The sequence below is a fragment of the Streptomyces sp. BV286 genome (assembly GCF_019090165.1).
Lineage (GTDB): Bacteria > Actinomycetota > Actinomycetes > Streptomycetales > Streptomycetaceae > Streptomyces.
In genome coordinates, this window is sequence record NZ_JAHRIB010000155.1 from 1 (window position 1) to 17030 (window position 17030).

At 69.8% G+C, this 17030-nt stretch carries 11 protein-coding genes; 10 read left to right on the top strand and 1 reads right to left on the bottom strand.

The annotated features are described in order from the left end of the window. Positions 1-119: 119 nt before the first annotated feature. Entirely contained in the window at positions 120-1361 is a 1242-nt protein-coding gene (locus KUF83_RS27580; RefSeq protein WP_217457667.1) for an FAD-binding protein, read from the bottom strand. 239 nt (positions 1362-1600) lie between these two features. On the opposite strand from KUF83_RS27580, the gene KUF83_RS27585 reads away from it, so the two are divergent. The 10 genes from KUF83_RS27585 to rsgA all read left to right on the top strand — a co-directional run bounded on the left by KUF83_RS27585 (position 1601) and on the right by rsgA (position 16841). Continuing rightward, positions 1601-2608 carry a hydroxyacid dehydrogenase gene (locus KUF83_RS27585; protein WP_217457668.1) on the top strand — a complete coding sequence of 336 codons (1008 nt, stop codon included), beginning with the start codon at positions 1601-1603 and terminating at the stop codon, positions 2606-2608. A gap of 108 nt (positions 2609-2716) precedes the next feature. Further along, positions 2717-3757 carry a LacI family DNA-binding transcriptional regulator gene (locus KUF83_RS27590; protein WP_217457676.1) on the top strand — a complete coding sequence of 347 codons (1041 nt, stop codon included), beginning with the start codon at positions 2717-2719 and terminating at the stop codon, positions 3755-3757. Between the two features lie 290 nt (positions 3758-4047). Beyond that, entirely contained in the window at positions 4048-5391 is a 1344-nt protein-coding gene (locus KUF83_RS27595; RefSeq protein ID WP_217457669.1) for an ABC transporter substrate-binding protein, read from the top strand. A gap of 61 nt (positions 5392-5452) precedes the next feature. After that, complete coding sequence (locus tag KUF83_RS27600; protein ID WP_217457670.1) at positions 5453-6328, top strand: carbohydrate ABC transporter permease; 876 nt, start codon at positions 5453-5455, stop codon at positions 6326-6328. Beyond that, positions 6325-6459, top strand: a complete 135-nt coding sequence (locus KUF83_RS42640; protein WP_302828551.1) for a hypothetical protein — start codon at positions 6325-6327, stop codon at positions 6457-6459. Before KUF83_RS27600 ends, KUF83_RS42640 begins: the two co-directional genes overlap by 4 nt. Next, positions 6456-7382, top strand: coding sequence for a carbohydrate ABC transporter permease (locus KUF83_RS27605; RefSeq protein ID WP_217457671.1), 927 nt, complete (start codon positions 6456-6458; stop codon positions 7380-7382). The genes KUF83_RS42640 and KUF83_RS27605 overlap by 4 nt, the downstream gene beginning before the upstream one ends. A gap of 135 nt (positions 7383-7517) precedes the next feature. After that, on the top strand, positions 7518-11999 hold the full coding sequence (locus KUF83_RS27610; protein WP_217457672.1) for a discoidin domain-containing protein: 4482 nt from the start codon (positions 7518-7520) through the stop codon (positions 11997-11999). A gap of 217 nt (positions 12000-12216) precedes the next feature. Continuing rightward, positions 12217-13560: a radical SAM protein gene (locus KUF83_RS27615; RefSeq protein ID WP_217457673.1), complete on the top strand. Its 1344-nt coding sequence runs from the start codon at positions 12217-12219 to the stop codon at positions 13558-13560. Between the two features lie 222 nt (positions 13561-13782). Beyond that, positions 13783-15294: a cellulose-binding domain-containing protein gene (locus tag KUF83_RS27620; protein ID WP_217457674.1), complete on the top strand. Its 1512-nt coding sequence runs from the start codon at positions 13783-13785 to the stop codon at positions 15292-15294. Positions 15295-15716: 422 nt separating this feature from the next. Then, the gene (rsgA, locus tag KUF83_RS27625) at positions 15717-16841 is read left to right on the top strand and encodes a ribosome small subunit-dependent GTPase A (RefSeq protein WP_217457675.1); all 1125 of its coding nucleotides are present in this window, start codon (positions 15717-15719) and stop codon (positions 16839-16841) included. Positions 16842-17030 lie beyond the last annotated feature (189 nt).

Here is a 17030-nt window from a genome sequence, read left to right on the forward strand (position 1 = left end):
GGCCCGCCCGCCTCCCCGCCCGCCGACGGCCCGCGCCGCTCGCGCGCCGCGCCCGAAGACGCCCGCTGTCACGCGGGCACCGCCGTCACGTGCGCACCGCTGTCACGTGAGTACCGCCGTCACCCGAGCACCGCGCTCACGAAGCCGTTGCGGAACGTGCCCGTCGGGTCCAGCTCCTCGGCCAGCGCCCTGAAGTCGCCCATCCGCGGATAGCGTTCGCGCAGCACCGGCGCCTCCACCGTGAACACCTTGCCCCAGTGCGGTCGCGGGTCGAAGGGCGCGAGCGCCGCCTCCACCCGCCGCACCACGGGCAGCACGGCCGCCGTGTCCTCGACCCAGGTGAAGTGGAGGGCCACGGTGTCCCGCCCGTACGCGGGACTCAGCCACTGAGCGTCGGCGGCGACCGTGCGCACCTCGCAGATCTGCAGCACCGGCGCGACCGTCCCCCGGATCGAATCGAGGGCACGCAGGGCGTCGACGGCGTACGGGCGCGGGAGCAGGTACTCCGACTGGAGCTCCGAGCCGCTGCTCGGCGTGAACTCGGGCCGGAAGTGCGGCAACCGCTCGTGCCAGGGCCCCGGCACCCCGAACTGCTGGGTGCAGTTCACGGCAGGCATCCCCGGCACCGGATGCATCGCCTCGGCGGCGGGCCCGGCCCACGGAAACCCGTCCCACGGCAGGTCGGTCCGCCGCTTGACCCACGCCTGCACGAAGCCCGACCGCCGCCAGTCGGTGAACAGACTCACGCTGTACGCGGACGACGACACCGCCTCGAAGTCCAGCCCGGCGAGCGGCAGTTGCCCGAACACGTGCTGGGCGACCTCGAAGCCGGGCTCCAGGTCGAGGGTGAGCGCCGTGACGACACCGAGCGCACCCAACGACGTCACCGCCCCCTCGAAGCGGGCGTCACCCCGGCCGATCGTCAGGGTCGACCCGTCGGCGAGGACCAGCTCCACCTCCCGTACGGACGAGGCCAGCGAGCCGTTCGTGTTGCCCGAGCCGTGCGTGCCGGTCGCCACCGAACCCGCCACCGAGATGTGCGGCAGCGAAGCCATGTTGGGCAGCGCGAATCCGCTCCCGTGCACCGCCCGCGCCAGCTCCGCGTACCGCACCCCGCCCGCCACCCGGACCGTACGGGCCGCCGCGTCCACCTCGACCGACGGCGGCAGCGCGGTCAGCGAGAGCAGCACACCCCCGATGCCAGGATCGGCGATCTCGTTGAACGAGTGCCCGCTGCCCAGTACGCGTACCGAGGCGCTCCGCGCGACCAGGGACCGGAGTGCGTCCAGCGAGTGCGGGCGCTGCAGTTCCTCGGCGGAGTACGTGATGTTCCCCGCCCAGTTGGTCAGGGGCTCTGCCATCCGACGTCCTTCCCGGAAGGGTCTCGTGGCCGGGCGGAAGAACCGGCCACAGCTGGAAACTACCCCGCCCGGGCCCCGCCGGGGACAGGGGCCCGGTCGTCCCGGGGATCCGGGGCGGCCACCGCCGAGCGGCGGCTCACCACCGCGGCCGGGACCGGTCCATTGACCCTCTCACTTCACCCCGCCTACCGTAGAGACCGGTTGCTACAGATACGTCACCCAGCCGGAAGGACACCCCCTTGCCCGAGCGCCCCGTGGCACTTTTCGCCATGACAGCCGAGAACGTGCCCCAGATCTTCCCGCCGGACATCCTGACCCGCCTGGGCAACGCGGTAGAAATCGATCCCACTCTGACCGTCGAGAACTTCTCCGACCCGCGCGCACTCGCGGCACTCGCCGACACGGAGATCCTGATCACCGGCTGGGGTTGCCCCCGTATCGACGAGAGGGTCCTGGACGCCGCACCGAAACTGCGGGCGATCCTGCACGCGGCGGGCTCGGTCAAGGGAATGACCTCCCCCGCGGTCTGGGAGCGCGGCATCACCGTCTCCTCCGCGGCCGGCGCGAACGCCCTCCCCGTCGCCGAGTACACGCTCGCCATGATCCTGCTCGCGGGCAAGGACCTCTTCGCCCACCGCGACCGCTTCCGCGCCCGACGCGCCTTCCCCTACGGGGCGATCGTGCCGGACATCGGCAACTTCGGGCGCCGCGTGGGCATCGTCGGAGCCTCCCGCATCGGCCGGCGGCTCATCGAACTGCTGACCCCCTTCGACCTGGAGGTGAGCCTCGCCGACCCGTACGTCGACGCGACGCGGGCCGCCGACCTCGGGGTGCCCCTGCTCCCGCTCGACGACCTGCTGCGCTCCAGCGACATCGTCACCGTCCACGCCCCGCAGACCCCCGAGACCCACCACCTGATCGGCCGCCGCGAACTCGCCCTGATGCCGGACGGATCCGTACTCATCAACACCGCGCGCGGCGCCCTCCTCGACCATGACGCCCTCATCGACGAGCTGCGCGCGAACCGGCTCAGCGCGGTCCTCGACGTCACCGACCCCGAACCGCTGCCCACCGACTCGCCGCTCTTCGACCTGCCGAACGCGTTCATCACCCCGCATCTCGCGGGCTCGCAGGGCAACGAGGTGGCCCGGCTCGGCCTCACCGTCACCCAGGAAGCCGAACGCCTCCTGGCGGGGCAGCAGTTGGCCCACGAGATCGACCACGCCGTCCTGGCGCGCACCGCATGACGCCGAGCCCGTCCCACCACGGACGGCAGGGACCGGAACACCCCATAAGGTGACCGGTACACAGCAGGGGAGGAGTGCCGACCGGTGGCCAAGAAGACGGAGTCCGTGATGAGCAACGACGCCTCCACGGTCCGGGACGTCGCCGCGCGGGCCGGTGTCTCCGCCTCCACCGTCTCCCGGGTTCTCGGCGGCACCTACCCGGTGGCCGCGAGCACCCGCGCCAGGGTGCTCAAGGCGATGCGCGAACTCGACTACGTGGTCAACGCGCACGCCCGCGCGCTCGGCGGCTCCACCAACAAGACGGTGGCGTTCGTCGTCGACGACGTCACCGGCCCCTTCTACGCGCACATCGCCCGCGGCGTCGAGGAGCAGGCGTCGGCCGAGGGCCGGCTCTGCATGCTCTGCACCACGCACGGTGATCCGCAGCGTGTCCTCGCCGTCGTCGAGACCATGCGCGAACAGCGGGCCGACGCCGTGATCGTCGTCGGCGGCGCCTGGGACGACAAGGCCTACCAGGACCGAATGACGCACTTCGCGCACGCCCTCGACCGGGTCGGTTCGCGGCTCGTGCTCGTCGGCAGGCCGCCGCTCGGCCCGGGGGTGCCCGCCACCGTCGTCGAGTACGACAACGAGGGCGGCGCCTTCGCGATGACCACCCACCTGCTCACCTCGGGCCACCAGCGCATCGCGTACCTGGGCCGGGTGGCCGGCCTGTCCACCAGCGGCCAGCGCCTCGCCGGCTTCCGGCGCGCCCACGAACTGCTCGGGCTCGCACCTGACCCGGACCTGATCCTCGACGGCGCGTTCAGCCGCTCGCACGGCTACCGGGGTACCCGTGAACTCCTCGCGTCGGGCGCCGAGTTCACCGCGGTGTTCGCGGCCACCGACATGGTCGCGGCTGGTGCGCTGCAGGCGCTGCGCGAGGCGGGCGTGAGCGTCCCCGGCGAGGTGTCCGTGGTCGGCTACGACGACGTGCCGCTGGCCCTGGACCTCTACCCGGCCCTCACCACCGTCAACGTCCCGCACGAGGAACTGGGGCGCGCGGCCGTCCGGCTGGCCCTGCACCGCGACGAACTCCCCGGAAGCCAGCACCTGGTGCTCGGCACCCACATCGTGCTGCGGGACTCGACACGGCGACCGGGCCGCTGACCCCCCGCCGCCGCCCCCTGCCCCACATCCCGCCGCCCTCTCCGGCACAGCGCGGACAACCGGTCTCTAAAGAGTCGGCTGTCCGGTAGGTACCCAATTCCTGGTTACCGGTTCGAAATACCGTGCAGATGTGGGTGAGTTGGCCTGATCTCCCAGTTTTCTCGGCCCGACGTCTTGCCGACGTCCGGGACCGGTTCTAGCTTCCATAGAGACCGATTTCTATCGCGCCCTCGGACGGTACGACCCGAGCGGCGGCCGGTCTCCCCTGCCTTCGTCCTTCAGGAGCCGCCATGCCCCACTCCCGTGCCCCGCGCCGCGCGGCAGCGTCCGCAGCCGCCCTCACGACCGTGCTCGCCCTCACCGCGACCGCCTGCGGAGGCGGCTCCGACGACTCCTCGGACCAGTCGAAGGGGCCGGTCACGATCGAGTACTGGAGCTGGACGGAGACGAAGAACATCGACCCGGTGGTCGCGAAGTTCAACGCCACGCACACCGACATCAAGCTCAAGTTCGTCAAGCAGGCCGACAACCCCGGAACGGCGCAGAACGTGCGCAACGCGGTCGCCGCCAAGAAGGACGTCCCCTGCCTGGTGCAGAACTTCGGCGAGGTGCCCAGCCTCGTGGGCGAGGGCCTGCTCAGCAGCGTCGACAAGGAACTGAAGCCGTACCTCGACCGGTTCAACCCGGCCGCGCTCCCCAGCGTGCAGGCAGGCGGCACGTACTACGCCGTACCGACCGGCTTCAACCCGACGTTCATGATGATCAACCGCTCGGTGTACGACAAGTACGGCGTCGAGGCCCCCAAGACCTGGGACGACGTGATCACCGCGGGCAAGGAACTGAAGAAGCACGGCGTCTACGTCATGAACCTGGCCGGCGAGGACCCGTCGACCCTGGTAAACCTGGTCCAGCAGGCGGGCGGCACCTGGTACGAGCAGAAGGGCGACAGCTGGCGGATCGACTTCCTGTCACCGGAGTCCCTCAAGGCCGCCGACATCGTCCAGCGGCTGGTGGACGGCGGTCTGGTCGCCAACCAGACCTACCAGGACCGGCCCGCCCTGATCAGCTACTTCGACTCCGGGAAGATGGTCTCGCTGCCCACCCAGACCTGGCAGCTGCAGAACTACGAGCTGAACTACAAGAAGTCCCTCGGCGACTGGCAGCCCATCGACCTGCCCCAGTTCTCCGACGCGAAGGAGTTCACCACCTCCTCGTACAGCGCCAACAACGGAGTGCTCGTCCCGAAGGGCTGCGAGCACGTCGAGGAGGCCGTCGAGGCGGCGGTGTGGATGAAGACCGACAAGGCCGGCATCGACTCCAGCTACCAGAAGGACACCAAGCAGTACGAGTGGCCGGGGGCCGTCAAGGACGTCACCCCCTGGGTCGACTCGGTGGTCACCGACAAGCTCTTCGGCAAGCACAAGTCCGAGGCCCGCGGCGTGATCCTCAAATCCGTCGAGCACGCGAGGAGCGACTGGACGGTAGGCCCCAACTACACGGGCGTCTTCGCCGAGTTGCAGGACCAGTGGGCGAAGATCGTCACCAAGAAGATCACGGTGAAGCAGGCGCTGGAACACCTTCAGGAGTTCACGGTCGACGACCTGAAGTCCAAGAACATCAACGTCGAGGGCTGATCCCGTGGCAGCCGTCACCGAGTCGCCACCGCGGGCCCCACGCCTCGGATGGCGACGGCTCATGGCCCTCAAGGGTGCCTCCTTCACGGTGCCCTTCTTCCTCGGGTTCGTCCTGTTCACCCTGACCCCGCTCGTCATGGCCCTCAAGGAGAGCCTCTACAGCGAGAAGGGCTCCGGGCTCGGATTCGGCGAGAAGACCGTCGAGTTCGTCGGTCTCGACAACTTCGTCGAGGGCTTCGGCGACGGCCGCTTCTGGTCCTCGATGCTGCGCGTCGGCCTCTTCGCGGTGATCAGCATCCCGGTCATCCAGGTCGCCAGTGTCGGGCTCGCACTGCTCCTCGACGCGGCCTCGCAGCGCGTCGCCGACCGCTTCCGTATCCCGCTGCTGATCCCGTACATGATCCCGGGCATCGTCGCCACCCTGATCTGGATCTACCTCTACAGCCCGGTGGTCGGACCGCTCACCCCGTTCTTCGACCTCTTCGGCATCGACGCGAACTTCTACGGCGGCGAACTCATCTGGGTGTCCATCGGCAACCTGATGGCGTGGAGCGGGATCGGCTTCAACATGCTGATCGTCTACTCGGCGCTGCGCTCGGTCGACGCGAACGTGTACGACGCGGCCCGCATCGACGGGGCGTCGGAGTGGCGGATCGCTTGGTCGATCAAGGTGCCGCTGGTCCGCCGCTCCCTGGTGCTCACCACCGTGCTCAGCATCATCGGCACCCTGCAGATCTTCAGCGACACGATGCTCTTCAAGTCCATGGCCCCGGAGACCGTCACCCGGGACTTCACCCCGATCATGGCGATCTACGACTGGGCCTTCCAGCAGGGCAACTTCAACTACGCCTCCGCCCTCTCGATCATCCTCGCCCTGGTCGTCGGCACCACGTCCGCGCTGTTCTACCGGCTCACGAACAAGGCGCCCACGTCATGACGGCCGCCGGCAGCAGCGCCATGACCGCCGTACCGGCCGCGCCGGGCCACGCCGAGCGGCGCGAGCCCGTCGCGGCGGGCGTGGGCGACGTCTCCGTTCCCCGGCCGACAAGCGAGGTCCTCCCCTCATGACCGCAACCATCGACCGGTCCACGACCACACCTCCGCGCCCGAAGCGGGGCGCGGCCGCACCCCGCGACAGCGCCGGCCCCGTCCGGCACAGCCGCCGGACCAAGGCCCTGGTCATCGGCGGCGTGGTGTTCTTCACGCTCTACTCGCTGGCCCCCGTGTGGTGGCTGATCGTCTCGGCGACCAAGAACCAGTCCGACCTCTACACGACCAACGGCCTGTGGTTCTCCGACCTGCACTTCACGGACAACCTGAAGGCGCTGTTCACCTACCAGGACGGCATCTTCCTCAAGTGGCTGTGGAACACGCTCTACTACGGCTTCCTCGGCACCGCCGGCATGACCCTGGTCTGCGTCGCCTGCGGCTACGGACTGGCGATGTACCAGTTCCGCGGCCGGGGTGTGCTGATGGGCTGCATCATCGGATCCTTCCTCGTCCCGCACGCGCTGCTCACCATCCCGTCCTTCCTGCTCTACACGGACCTCGGGATCGTCGACAGTCCGCTGGCGATCATCGTGCCGAGCCTGTTCAACGCCTTCTCCGTCTACCTCGCAAAGGTGTACGCGGAGGGCGCGATCCCGCCCGAACTCCTGGAGGCGGCCCGTATCGACGGGGCGGGTGAGTACCGCATCTTCTTCACGGTCGGCGCCCGGCTCATGTCCACGGGCGCGGCCACGATCTTCCTGCTCGGCTTCGTCGGGTCCTGGAACTCGTTCTTCGGACCCCTGGTGTTCCTGCGTACGCCGGAGAAGTGGACCGTGATGGTCGGTCTCTACTCCTGGCTGAAGGTCAAGGTCGACACATCCGCCGACCTGACCGGGATGGTTGTCGTGGGCTCGCTGCTCTCCCTCGTCCCGATGGTGATCCTGATGATCTCGATGCAGCGCTTCTGGCGCTCGGGCGTCACGCTCGGCTCCCTGAAGTAGCCCACGGCGCGCCCCGCGGCCGAGGCCCCGACGAACACCACCGCACCCTCCCTCCGTCTCCCCTCCTTCGCGCCGCTCCTCCGCGCCCTTCCTCCGTCTCCCCTCCCGCTCCTTCCGCCGCTGTGAGGATCCCGCATGTCCGTCACCAGAAGATCCGTCCTGGCCGGTGCGACCGCCGGCACCGGTGCCCTCGCGCTGACCGGTCTGTCCTGGACGGCCGCCGCGCACGCGTCCGCCGCCGGAGCACAGGACGCCGGGGGCGCGAGACGCCTCGACCTCGTCGACTTCGGCGACCTGGAATCCGAGGCCGCGCACGGTCTCGACGCCCCGGGCTCCGTGGTCGTCGACGGCAACGCGGGGGACCGGGCCCGTGTCGCCCAGCCCCTGCCCACCCCCGGAATCAGAACCGGCGACCTCCGCTTCACGGTGCGGGTCGACCCGCTCCACCAGAACTACCTCACCGTCAAGTTCTGGGGCGGTGACTCCTCCCCGTACAAGACGATCGCGTACATCAACGGGGAGCAGATCGGCTACCGGCGCTCCGGTGACTACGAGGCGCTGAACACCGGTACCGTCCGGCCGCTGCCCGGACGCTTCTTCTACGCCACGGTGATGCTCCCGCTGGAACACACGAAGGGCCGCGAGCGGGCCGAGATCACCCTGCGCACCTACGACGCGGCATTCAGCGCCAAGGTGACCGCCGGCTCCCGGGGCTACTACCGGGCCTACACCCACACCGGCGCGTACCTCGACCTGGGCGACGACCCGCAGGCCGACTTCACACCACCCACGGACACGGTCGCGGACATGTCCGAGGAACAGAAGCAGGCGCTCGTCGACGGCTACGTGGCCGGCCAGGTGAAACTCTTCGACGACTGCTCGGCGAAGGTGGACGCCGCGGCGACCGCCCGCCTCAGCATCGTCCGCTACCAGGACGAACTCCGCTTCTACGCCACCGCGTTGGCCCGGTCGAGCTGGTGCCCCGCACGGTCCGACGCCGACCGGAAGGCGGCTCTGCTCCGGGTCTTCAAGTGCGTCGACAACCACACCAGGGACTACTACGCCGACACCAGACTCCTGGCGCGCGGTGGCCACCAGGGCGACTGGGGCGGCTACTACGGGGCGCTCGGCGAGGCCCTGTACGTGGTCGAGAACCTGATCGCCGACAACGATGTCCTCGGCCGGGATGCCTTCGAGACGTTCCTGGACGAGCCCTTCACCACCGGCACCGACGAGGGGGAGACCTCGCTCGAAGACGTCGACTTCGACGGCTCACCGCTCACGCGCCGGGCCGCCTGGGGGCGCGTCCTCAAGGCCAACTTCGACTACGCCCGCTCGCGGCTCTCGTACATCTACAACCAGGTCATGTACACCTACGAAGGTGCCTGGGAGGCGCACGAGGGGCTGCGGGTCGTCGGCTCGGAGTTCTACGAGGGCAGGGCACGCAGCCACCGCATCGCGGGCGAGGCACTGGGCTGGCTGCCCTTCCTCGGCGAGGAGGTGCTCGTCGGTCCGGACGGACAGGACCTGGACCTCTTCCACTCGCTCTTCCAGCACGACACCACGGCCCGCTGGACGGACGACTACGTCAAGTACGTCATCAAGGGTCTCGCCAGGTCCAAGCGCGACAGGAACGGTGACGTGGTGCGCCGACTGCCGTTCGGCAGGCACTTCACCACGATCACCGAGGCGGGCCACACCCGTGAGAACGGCTATGTCGCCAACTACGGCGAGGCCACCAACTACCTGCCCGAATGGTTCCACCGCACCTGGGGACACCAGGGCGACGAGGCGCTGAACGACCGGATCCTGGAGATCGCGCTGCGCAACCTGCACGCCCGCTCCCTGGCCCGGACGACCGACCTCGACGACAACCTCAAGCGCACCATGCGCATGGAGATGGTGATCGACGAGCGCAACACCAACTACCCGGGCTTCCCCGGCTATGTGCTGCGGATCTCCGAGGGCCGCATCCTCAACTACGTCTCGCTGGCACGGCACATGGCCGAGCACGCCGACCGGTACACCTCGAACCGCTGGGCGACCACCCGCGCGTACGCCCGCGAGGCGGTCGGCTTCGCCCAGCAACAGCTTGCCGACCACCAGTACTTCAGCTCCTTCGCGTCCGTCACCGGCAAGAACAAGTACGACCTGACCCTCGGCGAGACGTACGCCTACCTGAAGGCGCAGAAGCCGACCGGGATCGTCCACCCGCACACGGACTTCGCCCACTACACGCCCGCGGAACTGGACGCGCTCGCGGTGGACCGGCGCGACTACGAGCGCTTCGCGTGGGTCGACGTGGACTGCATGTTCGTGTCGCTCAGGGACGGCGACCTCCACCTCTGGGGCCAGCTCAACGAACGCCAGCGGGGATTCGCCCGCAACGGACGCCTGCACGTCCGGCAGGCGGACCGCGACCACATCGTCCAGATCAACACCAACGGACGCTTCCGGTACGAGGACTACTGGGCCCGTATGGACAACATCGACGTCGACTTCATGGAGGACCAGCAGACCGGCGACTCCTCGGCGCCCCAGGCACTGGCGGGCGAACTGGCGCCGATCACCTTCCAGCCGGGGGTCGGCACGGTCCGCCGCGAGAACTTCGAGGCCGACCACGCCTATTCGGGCTACCCGGACCTGCTGACCGCCCGCTACGGCCGCTACCTCTTCGTCCTCAACACGACACGGAAGGCCTACGGCAACGAGCGGACGTACGAGGTGGAGGTGCCGTCCGCCACCGGTCCGAAGGGCTCGACCGTCCTCGACCTGGTGAGCGGAAGGGAACTCCCGGTCCGTGGCGGCACGGTACGGGTGCCGCCGAAGACCGGCCTGGTACTGAAACTCCCCACCACCCACGAGGCCGAACTGCCGCCCGCGCACGTCGACTTCGTGCACACCCTGCCCGGCGACGGAGCGGTCACGGTCACCTGGCAGACCACCGCGGGCGCGGCACGCTACGAGGTGCGGCGGGCCACGCGCCGCCGGGGCCCCTACGAGGTGCTCTCGGCGAAGGAGACCGGCCGCCACTTCACGGACACGTCCGCACGCCCCGGCGAGACGTACTACTACACGGTCACGGCGGTCAACGCCCGCGGCCCCGGCTGGACTTCACACACCATCCGGACCGAACTGCCGAAGCCCGCCACGCCCGGGACCCGCAACTCCGGCTGGCGCGACGACGCCCTGCGCGGCGCCCGGCCGGGCGGCACGACGGTACGCGGCTCGACGATCCGGGTGCTCGGCGCACGCGGCGACGGCCTGGGGGAGGGCGACGACTACCAGGTGCCGTCCCGTGACATCGAAGACCAACTGCACTATGTGAGCCGCCCGTTGACCGGAAGCTTCACCCTCACCGCACATGTCTCCGGAGTGCGGGGCCCCCTCGGCGGACTGATGCTCCGTGACCGCGTCACCGCGGACACCCGCCACCTGTTCTTCGGCGCGGACAAGGACGGACAGCTCGTCTTCCACAACCGCACCCGCGACAGCCGCCACGACTGGCAGGACGACCTGCGCTCACCCATCACCCGACGCCCGGACGGGCAGACCCTGGCCGCGACGCCGTACCTGCGAATCGTCCGAGACGCCGGAACACACCGCGTACACGGCCAGGTGTCGGCCGACGGCACCACCTGGGTGACCGTGGCGACACTCTTCACGCCCTTCCCGTACGCGGTCCACGCGGGCTTCGCGGCGACGGGCGACGCGCAGTTCGCGAAGGTGGCGGTGGACGGCCTCGGCGCGAACGCGGTCCTGCTCTCCGTCGCGCGCGACGGCGACACCGCGACCGTCCACTGGAACAAGCCGGACGACGCTCTGACGTTCACGCTCTCCCGCTCGACAGACGGCGGGGAGTGGGAGGTCCTGGAGAAGGACACCCGCGCGTACAGGTACGAGGACAAGGGCCTGCGCCACGGCACCCGCTCCTACAAGGTGACGGCGGCACTCGTCGACGGCGGCGCCCGCGAGTCCGCCGTGGCGGTGGCGGTCGCCGAGACCCTCACCCAGGTCCTCGCCCGGGCACGGAGGGCGAAGGCCTCCGACTGGACGAAGAAGTCGTACGCGGCCTTCCGCACGGAGCTCGACCGCATCGAGAAGGCGACCGGGGAGCCCGCGGACGAACGCGTGGACGCCGTGTACGCCGCCCACGAACTCCTGGTGTCCATCGACTCGTTGCTGCGCAGGTTCGAGGTGACGCAGTCCATGGTGGCCGCCTCCACGACCCAGTGGCCCGGCACGGGAACCAAGGCGGAAGCCGGCCGGCGGGCCTTCGACGGCAGCACCGCCACCTACACCGACACCACCGCGGCCGAGAGCTGGATCGACATCGACGCCGGCGCCGTAGGGCCGATCACCGTCGACCGCATCCGCCTGTACCCCCGAGCTGATCAGCTGAGCCGGGCCAACGGCACGGTCTTCCGCGGCTCCGACGACGCCGGGGCCACCTGGACCGACTTCCACACGATCAGTGGGGTCGACACGGCTCAGTGGTACGAGTTCCGGCTCGCCGAGCGGGTCTCGTACCGGAGGATCCGCGTGTACGACGGGCACAACGGCCGCTGCAACCTCGCCGAGGTGGAGTTCTGGCACCAGCTGCCCGACGAGGAATGAGAACGCGCACCGCACGAGGCGGCCGGCATGGCCCACTGGCGTGATCGACGCGTCACCCGGCGTGCGCGCCGACCCCGAACGCACGCGGGACCCGGCGGCGCCCGCCGGGGCCGCCCGCCCGGGAGGGCCCGTCCGGAAGGGCCCCGGCGCCACGTGCCCCGGAGCCGGGGCATACCGTGAGGAGTCGAACACCGCAGCTGGGAGCGAGGAGGACGGGATGGGCAGCCGTACCGCGCTGGTCGAGGACCTGATGGAAAGGTTCCCGCACGTACCGCGGGAGGCCGTCTTCAAGGAGGACCTCCTCCGCGGGGGCGTGGCCTTCGACGACTCCGCCCTCAGCGACAACGAGAGCGGCGACGTCAAGCCGAAGTCGTACTTCATCTTCTCCTTCGACCACGGCACCCTGCCCGAGCTGGGCGCCGCCGCGCTGCGCCGGCCGCCGGAGGAGATCATCCTCACCGGCGGCCCGTACGACCTGCGCCGCACCGTCGTGTCCGTCCGCGTCAACCCGTCCTCGCCCTACCGGGTGGCCGCCGGCGAGGACGGCCTGCTCGGGCTCTACCTCGACGGGAAGCGGATCTCCGACGTCGGGGTGCCGCCGATGCCGGAGTACTACCGGCACAAGCTCTCCAACGGGAAGTCCGTCATGGAGGTGGCCCCGACGATCCAGTGGGGCTACCTGATCTACCTCACGGTCTTCCGGGTCTGCCAGTACTTCGGCGCCAAGGAGGAGTGCCAGTACTGCGACATCAACCACAACTGGCGCCAGCACAAGGCGGCGGGCCGGCCCTACACCGGTGTGAAGGACGTCGACGAGGTCCTGGAAGCGCTGGAGATCATCGACCGGTACGACACGGCGAAGGCGTCCACCGCCTACACGCTCACCGGCGGCGCGATCACCTCCAAACTGCAGGGCCGCGACGAGGCCGACTTCTACGGCATGTACGCCAAGGCCATCGAGGAGCACTTCCCGGGCCGCTGGATCGGCAAGGTCGTCGCCCAGGCACTCCCGCGCGACGACGTGCAGCGCTTCAAGGACTACGGGGTGCAGATCTACCACCCCAACTACGAGGTGTGGGACGAGTACCTCTTCAAGATGTACTGCCCCGGCAAGGAGCGCTACGTGGGCCGCGACGAGTGGCACAAGCGCATCCTCGACTCCGCGGAGGTCTTCGGCGCGCGCAACGTGATCCCCAACTTCGTGGCGGGCGTGGAGATGGCCGAGCCCTTCGGCTTCACGACGGTCGACGAGGCCATCGCGTCCACCACGGAGGGCCTGCGCTTCTTCATGTCCCAGGGCATCACGCCCCGCTTCACCACCTGGTGCCCGGAGCCCACGACACCCCTCGGCAAGGCGAACCCGCACGGCGCCCCGCTGGAGTACCACATCCGCCTCCTTGAGGCGTACCGCGCGACGATGGAGGACTTCGGCCTCTCCTCTCCTCCCGGATACGGCCCGCCCGGACCGGGCAACGCGGTCTTCTCGGTGAGCTCGTTCATGGACAGCCTGCCGGCGGTCGAGGTGCCGGACGGGGACACGGACGACGTGCCCGTGAGTTGAGGGACGGGGCGGATGACGAGGCCAGAGGGGCCGATGGGAACATACGTCTGAGACGGCAGTGCCTGGTGGGGCGTGCGACCGGCGGTAAGCGGATTTGCCGATGCCGCTTGTCAGTTGTGCAGGACCCGTGAAAAGCTCGCCCCGTCGTGAGACGTCCCCTCCAACTCCCGTATTACCCAGGTGAGTTGACCCCCCTTGTGGATGCAGGTGAAGTCCCCACCCATGCCAGACCTGCCGACCCCTCAGGATGCCGCCGAGGCGACACTGTTCTCGGAGTGCTGGGACGCGGTCCTTTCCTACGCGGATCTCTGCACCGGCGGCTCCGCCGACGCCCGCCCGCTGGCCTCCGAGGCCTTCTCCCGCGGCATACGCGAAGCGCGTGCCGCGGAGGCCGAGACCGGCGGCAAGAGTTTCGGACGCCGGGCGCGCACGCCCCGGCTGCCCCGCATACCGCTCCTCCTGACCGCCGTACGCCAGACGACCGCCACCTGGGAGGCCCAGGGGCGCGGCGGTCGTCTGGACCCCGACCTACGTCTGTGGCTCAACTCCGAGAAGGCCGACCGCTTCTCGGGCCCACCCCTGTACCGGCCGCTGGCCCTGCGCGGACTGCGGGACATGCAGGAACCGGACGCGGCGCTGCTCTGGCTGGCGGAGGTCGAGGCGCTGCCGCCGACCGCCGTGGCCCGACGACTCGGCCTCGACCCGGAGGGCATCGCCGAGGAACTGCAGCAGGTCCGCGGCGTGTTCCGCGACCGCTGTCACCGCAACCACCTCGACACCCCGCTGGCCGAGGAGTGCCGCAGTTACGCACGGCTGCTCGACGCGGTCACCCGCTCGCCCGCCGCCGACGTACCGGACGACCTGTCACGCCATCTGGCGTGCTGCGTCGAGTGCGCGGAGGCCGCCGCCTGTCTGAAGCTCGCCGGGGGCGGACTGGCCGCGGCGCTCGCGGGCGGAGTGATCGGCTGGGGCGGGCTCGCCTACCTGGAACGGCGGCGCCGGGCCGTCGAGTCGGGACTCGCCCGGAGCGCCGCCGACGACGCGGACGAGCCGGCCGGCTGGGCGAGCGAGGACGGCAGGGCCCGGATCGGGCGGGCCGGACTGATGGTCGCCGCTGTGGGTGTCTCGTTGCTGGCGCTCGTCGTCACGCTGGTGCCCTTCGGCTCGGACGACGGTTCCGGGGAGCTGGAGCAGTCGGCGGGCAGGCAGCCGGTGGGACAGCAGGTGCCCTCGTACGACTCCCTGCCGTCGGGCTCGGGCCAGGTGAACGAATCCACGTCGTCCACCTCGTCCACGTCCTCCCCGCGGCCGACGGAGAAGTCGGATGCGGGTTCAGGGCGGGACAAGGAGGCCCAGGGGGACTCCTCACCCACCGCCGAAAAGGAGAAGGAGGCCGACCCCAATCCCAGTGAGCCCGCCGTCTGTCACGCCAGGTACGAGCTGGTCAACGAGTGGCCGGACGGCTTCCAGGCCACCATCACCGTCAAGTCCGACTACGCCCTCGACACCTGGCGCGTCGGCTGGACCTTCCGCGACGGCCAGAAGGTGACCCAGATGTGGGACGGCAGCTTCGACCAGGACGGCTCGCGGGTGATCGCGAGCGCTGCCGACTACAACAAGAAGGTCGTCTCGGGCGGATCGCTCGCTGTGGGCTTCCTGGGCTCGGGCGGCGACGGAGACTCCGCACCGGTCCACTTCACGCTGAACGGACGGAGCTGTACGCATTCGAGCTGAGCGGTGACGACCCGCCAGCCGCCCCCACCGCCGTCCCGACCGGAATTCCGGTCGGCCCGGACGACGGGCCGGAAAATTGGTTGGCCCGGACGGTGGGCCGGAAAATCGGTCGGCCCGGACGGTGGGCCGGAATTCCGGTTGGCCCGGACGGCGGGCCGGAGAATTGATTGGTGCCGCGGGCCGGAAAATCGGTTGGCGCGAACGGCGGGCCGGTCTAGGGTCGGGTTGTTCGTGCGGTGGAGGCTCTCCACCGCAGAGGTCGTGCTGGTGTGATCAAGGAGGTGCGAACGATGGCTGTCATGGCGATGGGCGCTGCCCACATCCGGAAGTTCATCGAATCCACCTCTGTGGTCGCCGGCTGACACTCTTTTTCTCCGCGCCCGAGTGCGCGCGGCCGGGGCCACCCTCTGAAGGGTCACCCCTTGTCTTCCTCTTTTCTTTCGTTCTCCTCCGCTTCCTCCCTCTCGACCCATCCGCTGGAGCCCTACGGCTGGGACGAGGAGTGGGCGGCTGAATTCGCCCCCCATCTCGAACGCGGACTCGTGCCGGGGCGGGTCGTAAGGGTCGACCGTGGCCAGTGCGACGTGATCACCGCCACCGGACCCGTGCGGGTCGACACAGAGTTCGTGACTCCGAACGACCCGCTCCGGGTCATCTGCACCGGGGACTGGGCCGCGGTCGACCCAGGCGGGGACCCCCGATACGTACAGGCGTACCTGCCGCGCCGTACCGCCTTCGTGCGGTCGACCTCGTCCAAGAGGTCGGAAGGGCAGATCCTCGCCGCCAACGTGGACTTCGCGATCATCGCGGTGTCCTTGGCGGTGGAGCTCGACCTCGGCCGGATCGAGCGGTTCCTGGCGCTGGCCTGGGAGTCCGGGGCACAGCCGCTGGTCGTGCTGACCAAGGCGGACCTGGTGCCGGACCCGGTGGGGCTGGCGTATCTCGTGCAGGACGTGGAGACCGCCGCGCCGGGCGTCCAGGTGCTGCCGGTCAGTTCCACGGACGGGGACGGCCTGGACGTGCTCGGCGCCCTCGTGGCCGGCGGCACGTCCGTGCTGCTCGGGGTGTCGGGCGCCGGCAAGTCGACGCTCGCGAACGCCCTGCTCGGGGACGACGTGATGGACGTCCAGGCAGCGCGTGACGTCGACGGCAAGGGACGGCACACGACGACGACCCGCAATCTGCTCGTACTGCCCGGCGGCGGTGTCCTGATCGACACTCCCGGCCTGCGAGGAGTGGGCCTGTTCGACGCCGGCAACGGGGTCGGCCAGGTGTTCTCGGAGATCGAGGAACTCGCTCAGGGGTGCCGGTTCCAGGACTGCGCGCATGTGGCCGAGCCGGGCTGCGCGGTGCTGGCCGCGCTGGACGCGGGGATCCTGCCCGAGAGGCGACTCGAGAGCTACCGCAAGCTCCTCAGGGAGAACCAGCGGATCGTGGCCAAGACAGATGCGCGCGTCCGGTCGGAACTCAGGAGGGAATGGAAGCGCAGGGGAGCCGAGGGCCGGGCAGCGATGGAGGCCAAGCGGGGCGGCCGGGGCCGCCACTGACCACCCCGCCCGCAGGCCCGCAGGGGTGAGGGCCCTCACCCCTGCGGGCGACATGCCGCAGACGGCGACGCACCGGGGCGGGGCCGTGCCGGTATGTCAACGTTCGCGACGTACGGCTCCCGCTGGAAACGCCCACCGATGACACTCAGGGCAGTATGCCCGGAGGTCGCGAACGTGACATACCGGCAC